At 72.0% G+C, this 15,356-nt stretch carries 16 protein-coding genes and 1 pseudogene; 7 read left to right on the top strand and 10 right to left on the bottom strand.

Annotated elements, in window-relative coordinates; translation table 11 throughout:
* A pseudogene (locus GXP74_RS42135) lies at nucleotides 1-228 on the top strand (DUF4158 domain-containing protein); the annotation flags it as partial.
* A complete protein-coding gene (locus tag GXP74_RS40520) occupies nucleotides 208-783 on the top strand; it encodes a hypothetical protein (protein WP_225448769.1) in 576 nt (191 codons plus the stop codon). The pseudogene GXP74_RS42135 and the gene GXP74_RS40520, both read left to right, overlap by 21 nt.
* Nucleotides 784-1,129: 346 nt before the next feature.
* Here GXP74_RS40520 and GXP74_RS19920 read toward each other — a convergent pair whose 3' ends face one another.
* The 9 genes from GXP74_RS19920 to GXP74_RS19880 form a co-directional block, all read right to left on the bottom strand.
* The gene (locus tag GXP74_RS19920) at nucleotides 1,130-1,549 is read right to left on the bottom strand and encodes a hypothetical protein (RefSeq protein WP_182452805.1); all 420 of its coding nucleotides are present in this window, start codon (nucleotides 1,547-1,549) and stop codon (nucleotides 1,130-1,132) included.
* Nucleotides 1,550-1,774: 225 nt separating this feature from the next.
* Nucleotides 1,775-2,374 carry a cation transporter gene (locus GXP74_RS19915; protein WP_182452804.1) on the bottom strand — a complete coding sequence of 200 codons (600 nt, stop codon included), beginning with the start codon at nucleotides 2,372-2,374 and terminating at the stop codon, nucleotides 1,775-1,777.
* A gap of 272 nt (nucleotides 2,375-2,646) precedes the next feature.
* The gene (locus tag GXP74_RS19910) at nucleotides 2,647-3,090 is read right to left on the bottom strand and encodes a CPCC family cysteine-rich protein (RefSeq protein ID WP_182452803.1); all 444 of its coding nucleotides are present in this window, start codon (nucleotides 3,088-3,090) and stop codon (nucleotides 2,647-2,649) included.
* Between the two features lie 42 nt (nucleotides 3,091-3,132).
* Nucleotides 3,133-4,728, bottom strand: a complete 1,596-nt coding sequence (locus GXP74_RS19905; protein WP_182452802.1) for a hypothetical protein — start codon at nucleotides 4,726-4,728, stop codon at nucleotides 3,133-3,135.
* Nucleotides 4,725-5,063, bottom strand: coding sequence for a helix-turn-helix transcriptional regulator (locus tag GXP74_RS19900; protein ID WP_182452801.1), 339 nt, complete (start codon nucleotides 5,061-5,063; stop codon nucleotides 4,725-4,727). Before GXP74_RS19900 ends, GXP74_RS19905 begins: the two co-directional genes overlap by 4 nt.
* Nucleotides 5,060-6,157: a site-specific integrase gene (locus GXP74_RS19895; RefSeq protein ID WP_225448056.1), complete on the bottom strand. Its 1,098-nt coding sequence runs from the start codon at nucleotides 6,155-6,157 to the stop codon at nucleotides 5,060-5,062. Before GXP74_RS19895 ends, GXP74_RS19900 begins: the two co-directional genes overlap by 4 nt.
* A gap of 219 nt (nucleotides 6,158-6,376) precedes the next feature.
* Nucleotides 6,377-7,111 (bottom strand): SDR family NAD(P)-dependent oxidoreductase, encoded by a 735-nt coding sequence (locus GXP74_RS19890; RefSeq protein ID WP_182452800.1) that lies wholly within the window; start codon nucleotides 7,109-7,111, stop codon nucleotides 6,377-6,379.
* Nucleotides 7,108-8,025: a dihydrodipicolinate synthase family protein gene (locus tag GXP74_RS19885; RefSeq protein ID WP_182452799.1), complete on the bottom strand. Its 918-nt coding sequence runs from the start codon at nucleotides 8,023-8,025 to the stop codon at nucleotides 7,108-7,110. The genes GXP74_RS19890 and GXP74_RS19885 overlap by 4 nt, the downstream gene beginning before the upstream one ends.
* Before the next feature lie 2 nt (nucleotides 8,026-8,027).
* Nucleotides 8,028-9,194 carry a mandelate racemase/muconate lactonizing enzyme family protein gene (locus GXP74_RS19880; protein WP_182452798.1) on the bottom strand — a complete coding sequence of 389 codons (1,167 nt, stop codon included), beginning with the start codon at nucleotides 9,192-9,194 and terminating at the stop codon, nucleotides 8,028-8,030.
* An 88-nt stretch (nucleotides 9,195-9,282) separates the two neighbouring features.
* On the opposite strand from GXP74_RS19880, the gene GXP74_RS19875 reads away from it, so the two are divergent.
* Together GXP74_RS19875 and GXP74_RS19870 are read left to right on the top strand one after the other, a co-directional pair.
* On the top strand, nucleotides 9,283-9,951 hold the full coding sequence (locus GXP74_RS19875; protein WP_182452797.1) for a bifunctional 4-hydroxy-2-oxoglutarate aldolase/2-dehydro-3-deoxy-phosphogluconate aldolase: 669 nt from the start codon (nucleotides 9,283-9,285) through the stop codon (nucleotides 9,949-9,951).
* Nucleotides 9,948-10,883: a sugar kinase gene (locus tag GXP74_RS19870; RefSeq protein WP_182452796.1), complete on the top strand. Its 936-nt coding sequence runs from the start codon at nucleotides 9,948-9,950 to the stop codon at nucleotides 10,881-10,883. The genes GXP74_RS19875 and GXP74_RS19870 overlap by 4 nt, the downstream gene beginning before the upstream one ends.
* Before the next feature lie 25 nt (nucleotides 10,884-10,908).
* On the opposite strand, the gene GXP74_RS19865 is transcribed toward GXP74_RS19870, so the two are convergent.
* Nucleotides 10,909-11,328 carry a hypothetical protein gene (locus tag GXP74_RS19865; protein ID WP_182452795.1) on the bottom strand — a complete coding sequence of 140 codons (420 nt, stop codon included), beginning with the start codon at nucleotides 11,326-11,328 and terminating at the stop codon, nucleotides 10,909-10,911.
* A gap of 640 nt (nucleotides 11,329-11,968) precedes the next feature.
* On the opposite strand from GXP74_RS19865, the gene GXP74_RS40515 reads away from it, so the two are divergent.
* From GXP74_RS40515 to GXP74_RS19850, 3 genes are all read left to right on the top strand, one after another.
* Nucleotides 11,969-13,774, top strand: a complete 1,806-nt coding sequence (locus GXP74_RS40515; RefSeq protein ID WP_225448055.1) for a zinc ribbon domain-containing protein — start codon at nucleotides 11,969-11,971, stop codon at nucleotides 13,772-13,774.
* Between the two features lie 35 nt (nucleotides 13,775-13,809).
* Entirely contained in the window at nucleotides 13,810-14,283 is a 474-nt protein-coding gene (locus GXP74_RS19855) for a DUF5955 family protein (protein ID WP_182452794.1), read from the top strand.
* A gap of 256 nt (nucleotides 14,284-14,539) precedes the next feature.
* Entirely contained in the window at nucleotides 14,540-15,253 is a 714-nt protein-coding gene (locus tag GXP74_RS19850) for a hypothetical protein (RefSeq protein WP_182452793.1), read from the top strand.
* Nucleotides 15,254-15,356: the final 103 nt, after the last annotated feature.

The raw sequence follows: 15,356 nt of genomic DNA, 5'->3' as shown, positions 1-15,356 counted from the left end.
CTGCGGCGTTCGGGGTCGAGGAGCATTCGAGCAGCCATTGACGGTAGCGAAGGTTCCGCTTCTGGGGAGCCAGGGCCACCCGGGCTGGTAGCACGGCGGCGCGGGGACGTCTCGGTCATCAAGCGGTACACCGAGCGGGAGAAGACGCCGTACGAGCACTCCTGGGAGATCCGCGACGCCTACGGCTACCACCTGTACGACGAGCAGGTGTGGGCGCGGCAGTTCCGCCATGCGGTGGCCTGGCTGCGGCGGCACCTGGTGTGCGTGCTGGACCACCTGTTCAAGGCGCTGAACAACCGGGACGTGTTCGCCTCTCCCTCGCAGCGCTGGTCGGACCCCCGCGCGCGGCTGCTGGACGGCAAGCGACAATCTCCCGGGCGTCGACACATTCCGTGGCAGGCTGGGGGCATGGCGCTCCTCGACGATCAAGAACTGAGCACCGCGATTCAGGATGCGGACTCATCGGCATGGTCTGTCCGCGGGGCGGCTGGGCGGCAGCTCGCGGGTTCGGACAAGATCGAGGAAGTGGCGGACGTCATCCACCGTCTTGTCCTGGACGCCCAGGACACCTGGGTCATCCAGGAAACAGCCGAGGCATTGCTCGAACGCAAAGACACCATCGGCCTGCGCTATGTCCGCGGACCGGCTGATCGAGCAGTACCGAGAGCTGGCAACGGACCCCGACGCCGGGGTCCGCAGCGAAGCCCAACAGATCCTGGCGAAGCTGCGGCCTCGCGAGGAATGGGCGCGCGACTCAGAGGCCGACTCCTGACTCTCGGTTGACCAGGATCGGCTGGGGCCGCGCGAAACCGGAACCCGGGGCCGCCTCAAGCCGGAACACTGGCTCTCTGCACGACCACACGGGGCCACCTGGAACCGGAAAAGTGGGGCCCGTTCAGACCGTCAATGCCAGATCCCGAAGCACGCAGCCGGCTGGCCTTGAAGAGGCCGGCCCTGACCAGCGTGACCAACCTTCGATGACACAGTGTGCCGGGACGTGATACGTGACACCAGCAGGGAACAGCGACCTGGGCGTTCGGGGCGGACGGGACAAGACAGCTGTCACCGGCTGGCCAAGATTGCTGGCACCAACGAGGAATTGCCGAGCTTGTCGGCACCCGACTGCCGCCTACGCGTTGGCCAGCCACTCGGCTTGCTTGCGTCCGAACCACGCCACGGCCTCATCGGTGAGCTGCGCAAGGCCGTGGGCCGCGGCATCGAGCCGGTAGTCAGCGCGTTCCACGGGTGCGAGAAAATGACTGAGGGTACTACTGCAGACCGAACCGCATCGTAGGCCGGAGCCGTCGATCTGAGCGCCGAGGGTCACGCCGACCCATCCCGGCTTCTCCAATGACGGCAGGTCAACCCAGATGAGCACGCCGTCGTCGTCGCCGTCGCTTTGACCCGGGCCGCCATAGATCGTGAATTTGTCGTCGGCTGGCAGGCTCGGCAGCGGCCACTGTGCCGCCAGCGCGGCCAGCCGCTCGCCGATCGGCCGCCAGCGCTCGCCGAACTCCCAGTCCGCCAGATACTCGTCGAAGATCCCCACCTGGTCATCTAAGCACTCCAGGCGCCAGCGAGCGGACGGGTTCCCGGCGCGACCGATACGGTGCTGCCGCGGATCGGTGACGGCAATCCCGGCCAGGTGACGACTATCGCGTCCCGGCATACACAGGCGAGCGTCGGTCAAGGTTCGATGGCACGCGCTCAACCTTCGATGGCGCAGAACAGGCTGAGTCGACTCGCGGGCGGGATCGGCGGCGGGCCGGCGGGGTCAGTGGTGGCCGGAGAAGATCTCGCGGGCCTCGCGGACGGCGTAGAACAGCACCACGTACCCGACGAGCGGGTCTGCCCACCAGAGGCCGAACAGGGAGTTGAGCACCAGACCGAGCAGGACGGCGGCGGCCAGCACGCCGTCGATGAAGGTGACCTTGCCCTCGGTCTTCAGCACCGCGTTCTCCAGTGCAGCACCTGTGCGGGCCTTGCCCGCAGCCAGGGCGAACATCACCGCCGCGGTGACCGCGGTCCACACAATGCCCAGCGGCGAGTGGCGCGGGTGGAAGCCGACGGCCAGCACCACGGTGGACTGCACCGCGAGGTACACGGCCAGCAGCGCGAACGCCCCGCCGATCAGCCGAAGGGCCCGGCGCTGCCGATCCTCACCGGTCCCCGACAGCTCCCAGATCACCACAGTCGAGGCGCCGATCTCGATCAGCGAGTCCAGGCCGAAGCCGGCCAGCGCCACCGAGCGGGCGGCAATCGCGGCCACGGCCAGCACCACGATGCCGACCACGTTCCAGGCCAGCGTGGCGTACTCCAGGGCGAAGCCCCGGCGGAGCAAGGAGGCACGGCTGGTCTCGTTCGAGGTGTTCACCCCGGAAGCCTCCCAGGCCCACACGATCAACCACAGCGGAGGGCCACAGAAGCGGAACCTTCGCTACCGCCAATGGCTGCTCGAATGTTCCTCGACCCCGGCGAGGCCCGTGAGTTCAGCAAAACTGAGGGAACTTCAGCGGGGACCCACGGGTCGGATGCTGTGCTCACCGCAGGCGCAAACTCCGGTTTACACCGAACCCAGGGGAACGGATCTGGAGTCGGTGGTGCGGGGGCCAGTGTGGCGGGAGCGGAGTGACCTGGCAGTGCGTCTCAAAGCTTGGGCAGAGGAACGTCCCTGCGCCAGAAGGTGGGAAGCCACCAGCACAACACGGAGTAGTCGTCAGGCCAGGGTTCAGGCGCGTTCCCGTGCTCGAACGAGTCGCGTAGCAGGTCGATCGGGCGCCACTGGGGGTCGATGAACTCATCGAGCCGGGGTTGTCGGCAGTGCTGTCTGCCGTTTTCGTCGCAGGCTCCGAAGGCGCGGTAGTTCCGTTGGGCCTGGACCAGCGAGGTGCTGTTGGCCCCGCTCGGCATGGTCGGCCATCGCATCTGGGTCAGGTCGTCTTCCCAGAAGCAGATCGGGCAGATGTCCCAGGAGCCGAATGACTCCAGGACCAAGTGCCCGCAGCATGGGCAGGGGAAGCATGGAGTCGTCCGGTCAGCATGGGCGGTGTTGTCCTGCGGTGTACTGGCTGCGTCTTCGGTTGGGGGCACTTGCAAATGATCGCTTCATGCTGCCGTCCGGTCGAGCGGGTTTCACGGTTGGAACTGCTGCTCGGCCGCCTGCTCCAGGAGCGCCCGTGCGGAGTCGGCATAGCGCATGGCGGTGGTCTCGTGGAGGCCGAATACTTCGGCGAGGTGGAGCGGGTCGGGACCCTGGACGAGTGCTTCTTCGAGCTGCCGGTCGACGCGGAGTCTTTCGAGGGTCGCGTCCTGTCCTCGCATGGCCGCGCTGATCCAGTGGTTGCTGGCGCGGGCGGTGCCCGTCGCGGTCTGCTGGTTGATCAGCAGGTGGAGGTTGGCGGTGTTGGGCCACCGCTTCCTGCGGTGGTCGAGCCAGTCCAGCAGCAGGGTGAGGGTGAGGTCGTCGAGAGGGCGGACGCGGCCGGCGATGATCACCCGGCGGTTGCCGGGGTCGGTGTCGTCGAGCGTGAGGGTGGCGATCTGGGCGACGCGGGCGGCATGGACGGCGGCGAGGGCGAGGATGAGTCGGGTGGCCGGGGTGGTGGCTGCGGCGACGGCGCGGTCGATCTGGTCGGCGGCCAGGGGTTGGAGGACTCCGGACTCGTAGCGGCCGACCTTGATTCGGCTGGTCGGGTTGCGGAAGACCAGGCCGGACCGTTTGGCCCACGCGAACAGCGACCGCAGGGCGACGAGCTGGTCGTGGCGCTGGCGGCCATGCAGCGTCTTAACGTGGGCGAGCACGTCGTCGCGAGTCACTTCCCGCAGGTGGTCGTAGTGTTCGGACCAGTCCACCAGGGCTGGGCGGACCCGGTTGAGGTAGAGCCAGACGGTTCCCTCCCGGCGCGGGAGACTGCGGGGGCCGCCGTCGCGCAAGGTACGGGTCCACCGTTCGGCCTCTGAACGGATTCCGGGGGCCAGGCCGTCCAGGCGTTCGGCGAGCCAGCCCTCGAAGGACGGCTCGCTGTCGTCCAGGAAGATCCCCATCTCCTGCAGGACCGTCACGACGTGCCCGACACCCAGGTCAAGGGCGCGGAGCGGTTCGAAGATCTCGCTGTGCCTGATGACGTCGCCGTCGACATAGCCGGTGAGCACGAGGGCCAGGCCGCGGTTGACGGCGAAGCCTATGTTTCGTCCCCAGCCCCGGGCCTCGGCGAGCTGGTGGGCGAGGTACTTCGCCCAGGCCAGCCAGGGACTGGCCAGGTCGCTGTCGGCGGGGTCGAGACGACGGTAGTCCCGCGCCATCTGCCCGAACAGCGGCGGCTGGCTCCAGCGAGGGGCCGGCCGCCGGGCCGGTGCGGGCGGCGGCTTGGGAAGCGATCCCCGCGGGCCGCCGCGGCGTGGAACGTCGGGTGCCGAGCCCCTGCGGTAGTGCAGGCCCATGAAGAACAGCTGGTGGTGACCGACGTCGGCAAGCCGGTCCCGGATCAGCGCCTGGGCCGCCGGCTGGCCCGATGCGGTCTTGGCGCTGAGGCGGGCCTGGCACCAGCACAGGCGGCAGTAGTACCACTTCAGCGGCTGCTGCCGCTCGCACCCGATGCAGGCGGCGGCCGTGCGGGTGCGGCTGAACATGTAGCAGGCCGGGCAGAGACGGCCGCTGAACTCGCCCCAGGCCAGACAGCCCTCGCAGGAACCGGTGGGCGTGCGGTAGCCCCGGGGATACCTACTCATGCCGGCGGCAGCGAACGGCCGTCGCGCCGCTTGGGCACCACGGCCGCCGGCGAGACGGCCGCCGCGGCTGCCGCGGCTGCCGCGCGCAGGTTCTCCTGCTGTCCGGGGCGGACGACCTTCTCGGGCTCGGGTGTCAGCAGGTCGCCGATCTCGCAGCCCAGGACGACGCAGATGATGTCCAGGTCCTCCAGCTTGAGTGAGATCGGCTGGCCGGACCACAATCCGGACATCTTCCCGGCGGAGATCACCAGGCCGTGCTCGGCCAGGCTCCGCTGCAGCTCGGATGCTTTCCAGATGCCCTTGTTGGCGGCGGTCAGCCGCAGGTTCCACTTCATCCCAGGAGTCCTTCCAGCCGCTTGGCGGCCCGCTGTTGTCCGGCGATCCAGGCGTCCTCGACCCTGGTCTGCTGGACGTGGATGTAGCGCATCGTGGTGGCGATCCAGGAATGTCCTAGTACCTCCTGAATTGCCACCAGGTCCAGGCCGCCGTTGTAGAGCTCGGACGCGCAGTAGTGCCGCAGGACGTGCGGCGTCAATTTCTCGCCCCAGAGGGGCAGATGGAGCATCACGGCGTCGTCCAGTCCCTTGCGCAGGGCGTCGTCGCCTACCCGGCGTGAGGAGCCGTCGGCGTTCTTGCGCTCGCTGGGGAACAGCGGGGCACCGGGGCGGGTGTGGTCGTCGTCAAACTGGCCCCAGACGTCCTCGATGAACCACCGAAGCGTCCGGTCGGCACCGTTGATCAGCGGCACCATCCGTTCGCGCGGCCCCGAACCGCGGGCACCCTTCCCGTAGCGGACGTGGAGCTTGCCGAATCGGCCCAGATCCCACTTGATGTCGTCCAAGTCGAGCTTGCACGCCTCGCTCACCCGCAGCCCGACCTGCGACATCAGCTTGGAGGCGGTGTAGTTCCTGGCGGTCGGGCCGAACTTGCGGCAGGTCGCCAGGTCGCCGCCCCAGCCGGTGAAGAGATGCGCCATCTCCGGCTCGCTCGGCGGTATCCGCAGCCGGGCGTCCTTCGCGCCGCGCGGGCGGTTCATCTCGTCGATCGGGCACTCGACCATACGGCCGGTCAGCTGGTGGATCTCGACCTTGTGCCGCAGCTCCAGGAACGTGAAGTACGTGCTCAGCGCCTGTGAGCGGGCCAGGCGGGTGCCGCTGGGCGAGCCCCGCAGCACCCGCCCGAAGTACGCGTCGGCGTCGGTCGGCTCCATGTCCCACAGCGGACGGCCGAACCACGTCCGCATCTGGTCCAGGTGGCAGACGTCGCCCTGGATAGTGCTGTCGGTCAGCCCTGCCGACGCCCGCGCCAGCACGAAGCCCGCGAGCACGTCGGTCTCGAACGCTTCCAGATCCTCAGCCGAGGCCGGCGCCCGGAGCTCACGCAGATCCCGTACAGCGGCCAGCGCCAACCCGAGCCTCCTCAGCTTCACGAGGAAAGTGGAACCATCGTGAAGACTGAGGTTACTTCATGAATCCTGAAGCTACCTCACCGGGTCGCTCGGGCCGAAAGGACATCAGAACCCCCTGGCCAGCGGGCTGGACATCCTCCAGCCCTCATGGGAACTCACGGGATGTCGCACAGCTGCGGCGTTGGGGCGGCGGGGCGGCGGGGGTCCCCTGCCGCCCCGCGGTCCGTCGCCGCGCCGGGGTCAGTCCCGGGCCGCCTGGGTGTGCCGCAGTCGCTCCCGCAGGTCGGGGCGCAGGAAGGCGGCGGGCGAGGCGATGGACAGTCCCCCGTCGACCGGGAGCACGGCCCCGGTGACGAAGTCGGCCGCGGCCAGGTAGAGCACGGCTTCGGCGACGTCGGCGGGGCGGCCGACCCGGCCCAGCGGGTAGCCCTCGGTGACCTGGGGCAGGTCGGCGTTGCCGATCATGCCCGGGGCGACCGCGTTGACCCGGATCCCGCGCCCGCCGTAGTCCAGGGCGAGCTGCCGCACCAGGCCCTCCACCGCGGCCTTGGCCGCGGAGTAGCCGGGCAGCCACGGTGCGGCCAAGGTGGCGTTGACGGAGCTGACCGCGACGATGCTGCCGCCGGGCGGCAGCAGCGGCAGGGCCGCGCGGGCGGGGAAGAACGCGGCGTGCAGGGTGTTGTCGATGGCCCGGTACCAGTCGTCGGGGGCCGCCCGGTGGGCCGCCGCCGGGGCCATCACGGCGGCGGCCAGGACCAGGACGTCCAGGCCGCCGAGTCGTTCGACGGTGCGGCGGACCGCCTCGTCGGCCCCCTGCGGGGTGCTGACGTCCAGTGGGAGGTTCTCGGTCAGGGCGGGGTCGGTGCTGTCGTCGAGGCAGACCCCGACGACCCGGTCGCCGGTCCGGGCGAAGGCCTCGGCGATCGCCCGGCCGATCGGGGAGGAGCTTCCGATCAGGAGGACTGAGCGGCTCACACGCGTTCCTTCCGCCAGGCGGGCAGCTGGATGTCGTCCAAGATCTCCGCCAGTGCCCGGGAGGTCAACGGGTCGGACTGCTGCGCCGGGAGCCGGGTGGTGCCCGAGGCGATGATCCCGCGTCGGCACAGGACCTCCTTGTGGACCGCCCAGGCCTGCCCGGGGCGCATGCCGATGTGGATCAGCGGCAGCAGCCGGGCGAAGGCCGCCCGGGCCCGGGCCCGGCGCCCGGCCGCCAGGTCGTCCAGGACCGGCCGCAGCAGGTCGCTGAACTCGCAGGCCGGCATCGTGCCGACACTGCCGTGGTCGTACTCCTCGATCAGGGACAGGGCGTTCTGGCCGCCGAGGACGGTGAGGCCGTCGGGCACGGCCGCGGTCACCGCGGCCACCTTGAGCGGGGTGGGCGGGGCCTCGACCTTGACCGAGGTGATGCCGGGTGCCCCGGCCAGGGTGGCGATCGCGGCCACGTCGATGGTGACGCCGGTGACGCCGGGGGCGTCCTGGATCATCACGCCGGCGTCGGTGGCCGCCGCGACCTCGCCGAAGAAGTCGATGACCTGCTGTCGGCCGGGTTTGACGAAGAAGGGCGGCAGCACCATCAGGTGGTCCGCTCCGCCCGCCGCGGCCTGGCGGGCCTGCTCGATGGCGACCGCGGTGCCGGTGCCGTTGACCCCGGCGACCAGCGGCAGGCCGCTGCCCGCGACGAGTCGGACCTCGCGCAGGATGACGCTCCGCTCCTGGGTGGTCAGCGCGAAGCCCTCGCTCGCCATGCCGAAGACCGCGAGGCCGTCGACCCCGGCGGCGAGCTGGAACTCGACCAGGGAGCGCAGTGAGGGGACGTCGAGTTCGCCGGAGGCGGTGAACGGTGTGGCGAGGATCGGGATCAGGCCGGTGGGTGCGCTGCTGGGCGACACGGTCAGCTCTCCTTGACGAGGCGCAGGACCGTCTCGTGGTCGATCTCGATGCCCAGGCCCGGCCCCTGGGGCAGGGTGAACCCGGCGGGCCCGGCGGCCAGCGGGGTGGTCAGGATCCGTTGGGCGTAGGGCAGCGGGGTGTGCTGGAACTCGAAGAAGGGGCAGTTCGCGGTCGCCGCGCTGACCTGCAGCGCGGCGGCCAGGGCCACGCCCAGGCCGACGGAGTGGTGGTAGGCCACCGGCAGGTGGTGCGCGTCGGCGAGGGTCGCGATCGCGACGGCCTCGGTGATGCCGGTGCGGGCCACGTCCGGCTGGGCCACGCCCAGGGCGCGCCGGGAGATCCAGTCGCGGAACTCGTAGCGGTTGCGCATGGCCTCGCCGACCGCCACCGGGGTGGTGATCCGGGAGGCGAGCTCGCGGTGGCCCTCGGTGTCCTCGGGCGCGAGCGGCGCCTCGAAGAACAGGGCGCGGCGGTGGTCGAGTTCGCGGCCCAGCTCCAGTGCCTGCGGCAGGGAGTACACCCAGTGCGCGTCCACGGCGATGCGTATCCCCGGGGCCGCTGCGGCCACCGCGTCGTAGGTGGCCAGGTCGGCGTCGATGCCGTTGCCGGCGGCGAGCTTCACCGCGGTGGCGCCCTGGGCCGCGAACGCCGCGGCCAGGTCGGCCCGGGCCTGGTCGGTGTCCCCGGGCAGGCCGGACACGTATCCCGGGATCCGGGTCCGGTAGGCGCCGCCGAGCAGTTCGGCGACCGACAGTCCGGCGGCCTTGCCGGTCAGGTCCCACAGGGCGATGTCGAGTGCGGCCAGGGCGTCGGCCTGGTGGCCGACCAGGTGGCCGCGTTCGCGCATCAGGTCGCGCATCCCGTCCCACAGCGGGCGCACCGCCCGGGGGTCGCGGCCGAGCAGCCACGGGCCGAGCAGCCGGTCGATGATCGCGGCGACCACCTCGGGGCCGACCGGTGCCAGGGCCTCGCCCCATCCCTCCAGCCCGTCGTCGGTGCTGACGCGGACCAGGACGGTCTCCATCCGCGCGGAGTAGAGGCTGCGCCAGGGCGGGCGGACGAAGTACCCGGGGTCGGCCCGCGGTGCGGTCCCGTCCGGGAGCTTCCCCAGGTAGGCCGTCTCCGCTGACTGCTTGAGGATGTGAGTCGTCACTTCTGTGATGCGCATGTGCTCTCCAGGGGTTGACTGATCGTATTATGGATGATGTCTTGCGTATATTGGAAGTGTCATCCACAACTTGGGAAGCGAAGCTACTGTGAACCTGCTCGCGGAGATAGCGGAACGCAAAGTGCTTGCGATCATCCGTGCCGACGGCCCCGAACGGGCCCTGGACTGCGTCCGTACCCTGGTCGGCGCCGGGATCACCGCCCTGGAGGTGTCGTTGACCACCCCGGGGGCCCTGGAGGCGATCGCCCGGGCGCGGGCCCAGTGCCCGCCCTCGGTCCTGGTCGGGGCCGGGACCGTGCTCACCGCCGACCAGGCCGAGGCCGCCGCCGAGGCGCGGGCCCAGTTCGCGGTCACCCCGGCGATCACCCCCGGCGCCCGGCGCAGCGTCGCCCTCGGTCTGCCGCTGCTGTGCGGGGCGCTCACCCCGACCGAGGTGCTCACCGCCCTGGACCTCGGCGCGGCGGCCGTGAAGATCTTTCCCGCCGGTGCCCACGGTCCGCACTACATCAGGGAGTTGCTCGCCCCGCTGCCGACCGCCCCGCTGGTCGCGGTGGGCGGTGTGGACGCGACGAGCGCGCCGCGGTACCTGGCGGCCGGGGCCCGCGCGGTGGCCGTCGGCTCCCCGCTGCTGGGCTCCGCGGGCCGTGGCGGCGCGCAGGCCGAGCTCGCGGACCGGGCCGCGGCCCTGCTCGCGGCGGTCGGCGCCGCCGGTGCCGTACCGGCGGGGCGCGACGCGCGGCGGGGGCCGGGCCGATGACCGACGTGCTCACCCTCGGCGAGGCGATGGTCTCGGTCCGCACCGCGGCGCCGATGCGGCTCGGCGGCGCGGCGCAGCTCTCGGTCGCCGGGTCCGAGAGCAATGTGGCGATCGGCCTCGCCCGGCTCGGCCACGACGTCTGCTGGGTCGGCGCGGTCGGCGACGACCAGCCGGGGAACCTGGTCCGCAGGACGCTGCGGGCCGAGGGGGTCGACACCCGCTTCGCGCGTGCGGCGCGGGGTGCGTTCACCGGGTTCGTCGCCTTCGACCAGCCCGCCCACGACATCACCCGGGTCAGCTACCACCGGGCCGGCTCGGCCGGGTCCACGCTGACCGCCAAGGAGTGCTCGGTGGCGCTGAGCTCCACCTTCCCGCGGCTGGTGCACCTGACCGGGATCACCCCGGCGTTGTCGCAGACCGCCCGCGAGGCGGTCCTGGCCACGGCCCGTGCCGCGCACGCGGCCGGGATCCGGGTCTCCCTGGACGTCAACTACCGCGAACGGCTGTGGCCCCGGCCGCAGGCGGCGGCGGTGCTGCGGGAACTGCTGCCGCTGCTGCACACCGTCTTCGCCTCGGCGGACGAGCTCGACCTGCTCAGCGCGGCGGCGGACCCGGTGGCCGAGCTGCTGGCGCGCGGCGTGGCGCAGGTCGTCGTCACCGCGGGCGCGGACGGGGCGCACTGCCACACGCCCGGGGGCAGCAGGTACCAGCCCGCGTTGCGGGTCGCGGTGGTGGACAGCGTCGGCGCCGGGGACGCCTTCGTCTCCGGCTACCTGTCCGGCGCCCTGGACGGGCTGACCGCCGAGGAGCGGCTGCGCCGGGCCGCCACCGCCGGGGCGTTCTGCGTCGGAGCGCACGGCGACTGGGAGGCGCTGCCGTCCAGGGCCGGCCTGGCCCTGCTCGCCCGCGGCGACGGCGCCGCCCTGCGCTGAGGCGGGGCGGCGCCGCGCCGTCCGCTCAGCGCACCCGGACCACCACGGTCGCCGAGGTCTGCTGCGGCACCCGGTGGTGGGCGTTGGGGACGGCGACGAGCTGGGAGCGGAACTGGAGCTCGCCGCGGTGCTGGGCCTTGACGGCCAGCCGCAGGCTCTCGTTCTGCTGGCTCTCGACGGCGGTGCAGCGGATCGTCTGCCAGCCGCCCTGGCCGACCCGCTCGTCTATGCACAGCTGCACCCGGGAGCCGGCGATGTCGTTCCCGCCCGACGCGCTGACCTGCACCGTGCGGCCGACCTGGACGCTGTGGCCGCTGACGCCGACGTCGACGACCGACTTGGCCGAGGCGGCCCCCGCGCCCAGCGCCAGCGCGGCCGCGGCCAGGGCCACGACCGCCGCCGCGGATCCGGTCCTTCTGCGAGTGATCCTCTTGATGGTGCCCACGCGGCTGCCTCCCTGGTGACTGGACGGTGCAGAAGTCACTGCGGCCCCTAGGACGTTCGCCGTCACCGGGGAGGTTCCGCCGGGGAGCGGAAACTTTCAGGCTTCTCCCAGGAAACACGGAGGAACCCCCCCCGGGGCGGATCTTCGCGGGGCATTGTCCGGCGTGATGATTTCCGTGGCGATTACGGGCCTCCGGTGGCTCCGACGGCCCTCCGGTAACGATTTGGCCTCGTCGGTCCAAATGCCTGCTGGTCGGACCGGGAGAGGGCTAAAACTTTCTTACCGAGATACGACCGGAACACCGGGGACGCTCTCGGCAGCGCGCACAGGATGAATTCCTCCCGCCCGGGGCGCGGCCTCGGGCGACCAGTCCGACCCAGACTTCCCTGGGGCCGGTGGTACCGCCGGATACCGCTGCTCCCCAGGGCGATCACCGATATACGGGCCGCAGCGGGCGGCCGCGCGATCACGGCGGAGAAAGTCGACACAACGACGGACGACGGCCCGATCCGGCGACGGGAATTTCCTTGATTTTTCGGTCCGCGGCACCGCCATGCCGTTTTCCCGGAATGAGGCCCGGCGATCTCCGGGGCCCCGCCGAACCCAACCCACTCGGCGGCAGAGCGAAGGAAGTCAACCCATGCGGTGTTCCACTTGTCAGCACGAGAACCCGGCCGAGGCGGGGTTCTGCGGCGAGTGCGGCGCGTCCTTGGCCGAGGCGGCGCCCGCGCCCGTTCCCACCCCTCCCCCACCGGCCGCACCCGCACCGCCCGCGCCCGCGCCCGCACCCGCGCCCGCACCCGCCGACGCGGCCGCGGGGCCCGGCGTCCCGCTGCCCGAGCAGGCCGCCCCGCCGCCGCGGGTACGGCAGCGGCCGGGGGCCGACCCGCCCGCCCCGGTGCCCTCCTGGCAGCGGCACGAGGCCACCCGGTACCTGTGCGCCGCCGTGCACCTGAACAGCGGCCTCGCCGAACTCCTGGTGGAGCAGGTGCTGGAGGAGCCGCTCCTGGGCATCGCCCGCTCCCCCGGCATCGACCTGGTGGCCGTGATGCGGCACGTGGTCGCCGCCCGCGCCCGGCACCTGCGCCGGGACGCCGCCCTGGTCGCCTCGGTGCTGCTGATGCTGGTCAGCGCGGTCGCGCAGTCGGCGTGGCTGTTCCTGCTGTTCTTCGTGCTCTCCTGGGTGGTGATCCTCACCGAGGCGTACCTGGCCCGCTGGGGCGCCACCGCGCACCGGCTGCGCCGCGGCGCCTTCACCCCGCAGGACTCCCTGCCGCGGGACTCCACGGCCGCTCGCGGTCTGACGCGGCAGCAGCTCGACCGGGTCAGGGAGTACCAGCAGGGCAACGTCACCGCCTACCGCGGCTTCGACCCCTTCGTCGGGCACGGCTGGACCCTGGACAGCTGGTCCTTCGCGCTGGACACCACCATCGCGGACGACGAGGAACAGGCGGTCGAGGACTTCACCGCCGGCGAGCTGCAGGAGTGGATCCGCGGCCGGGTGGCCGACCTCGACCTGCCCGGCCTGACCGTCGGCGACCGGCTCTTCGTCAGCGGCGCCGACGTCCACCACGACGCGCGGTTCCTGGTCGCCGTCGACCACCGCGACGACGGCCGCCCGGCCGGCGACACCGGGGTTCCCCGGCGGCCGGTGGCCCAGGTGGACGAGGAGCTGCTGGAGAGCCTGCGGGAGCGGCCCGAGGACCGGGCCAGACCCTATCTCGCGGTCGAGGTGGTGGGCTGGGGCGGGCAGTTGGTCTACACCCTGTTCCTGCGGCTCCACCGTTCGGCCAGCCACCTGTTCGTGGAGGCCAACCACACCCTGCTGCCACCGCTGCACTGGGCCTACTACGAGGTCGACGACCTGCTGCTGCGGCCGTCCGTCCGCCAACTGCTGGGCCTGGCGGTGGCCAGCGGCGTGCGCTGGCCGGGCATGGTGCTGCTGTGCGTGCCGCGGACCGCCCGGCAGCTCTTCGCCGGTCCTCGGCAGCGGCGCCGCCAGCGCCGCCAGATGAAGTCCATCAAGGAGCAGTTCACCTTCGACCACGGCGCCCGGATCAGCGTCCGCGAAGCGGCCAGCGACCTGCGTTCGCGGGTGCCGCAGCGCTTCCCGTCACTGGGACCGCTGGAGCCGGTACTGGCTCCGGTGCTCCGCGCGGTCCTGGGGCTCTTCCTGGACAACGGGGGCCGGACCCTCGGCTACCACCGCTACTTCCAGGTCCTGGACAAGGAGATGTACGCCAAGGTCGCGGAGAAGCGGATCTTCGACGCCCTGGCCGAGTTCCTGGAGGACAGGAACATCGACGCCGGCGAGCTCCGCCGCCGGGTGGAGACGATCATCAACAACAGCCTGAGCATCGGCGACAACAACAGCTTCAACGGCGTGGCGCTGAGCGTGGGCCGCGGCGCCGCGTCCACGGCCACCTCCGGCAAGCCGTCCAACTGAGCGCGCGGCAAAGGAAATCAACAAGGGGAAACGAAATGACGGACAGTCAGTTACCGGGTGGGGAAGGCGACGACGCGGAGAACGAGCCGGACGCGGGAGCGAACCGGGCGCGCCGCCGCGGGCGGCGCGGCGGCGGCGACATCACCATCGGGGGGAACAGCACCCTCACCGGGGTCGCCATCGCCTCCGGGGACTCCTCCCGCGCCTCGGCCCACGCGGCCGGAGCAGCAGCGGAACCGGCCAGGCCCGCGACCCGCGCCGAACTCCACCGGTTCCTGACCGACCTGCTGGCCCAACTCCGTTCCACCGAGGAGGAGTTGGCCGACCGACCGGCGGCGGTGGAAGTCACCGAGGAGCTGGTGGCCGAGACCTCCGGAACGCACCCCGACCGCTACCGCCTGCGGGGAATGCTGGCCGCGCTGCAAGCGGCCGTCGGCGGGGCCACCAGCCTGACCGGAGCGGTGACCGTCCTGGTCGAAGCGGTCAAGCGGCTGTTCGGGATTGCCTGAGACCGGAGCCGGGGGCGGCTACCGGGGGGAGGTACGGCCAGAGATGACGACGTGTCAGTACTGCCGGGCGCCACTGAGCAGCGCCGCGACCCGGTTCTGCACCCGCTGCGGCGCCCCGGTCGCAGCGGTACCGGCGGCCTCGGAGCCGGAGCCGGGGCCGGAACCAGAGCCGGAGCCGGGGCCGGAGCCGGGGCCGGAACCAGAGCCGGAGCCGGGGCCGGGGCCGGGGCCGGTTTCGGGCTCGGAGCAGGAGACGGTGACGATCCGGCACGAGCCAGGGGCCGCCGTGCCCGCGCCGCCGGGGTTCGGTCCGCCGACCGGCGGACCGCCCGAACCCGACGGCCCCGATCCCGACCCCGGCTTCGACCCCGGCTTCGACCCCGATCCCGATCACGGCCGGGCGGACGCCCGGCGCCGCCGGACGCTGATCGCGGTGGGCGTGCTGCTGGCGCTGGTACTGGCCGCGGGCCTGGCGGTGCTGCTCAGCCGGGGGACGTCCGGCCGTACCCCGGCGCACCGCCCGGGGGCATCCGGCAGCGGCACGCACGCCGCGCCCACGGCCGGTTCCCCGGCCGCCGCGCCCACCGACTCGGCGCCGGGGACCGGCGCACCCTCCCCCACCCCGCCCTCGCCCTCACCCTCGCCGTCGCCGAGCGCCTCGGCGTCGGCGAGCGCCTCGCCGACCGATCCGGCCGGCGTGGTCACGGCCTACTACAACGACATCAACCAGCACGACTACCAGGCGGCCTGGCAGCTGGGCGGCGACCACCTCGGGGAGCCGTACTCCAGCTTCGTCTCCGGCTTCCGCGACACCACCCAGGACACCGTCGCCGTCACCGGCGTCAGCGGGGACACGGTGACGGTGACCCTGGTGGCGCGGAACTCCGACGGCAGCACGGCCGACTACAGCGGCGACTACACCGTGCGCGACGGGGTGATCACCGGCGCGAGCCTGGAGTCCACGGGCTGACCCGCCAGCGGCGCCCCACCCCGCGCGACCTGCGCGTCGCCGCCGTTCTGCCGGTGGCGAATCTGCCGCGGGCAGAGCAACCACCTCCGCGGTCCTCCCAGGG

Source organism: Streptacidiphilus sp. P02-A3a (assembly GCF_014084105.1).
In the GTDB taxonomy this organism is placed as follows: domain Bacteria; phylum Actinomycetota; class Actinomycetes; order Streptomycetales; family Streptomycetaceae; genus Streptacidiphilus.
Note: the sequence above shows the minus strand (reverse complement) of the source record. Positions and strands in the feature narration are given on the sequence as shown.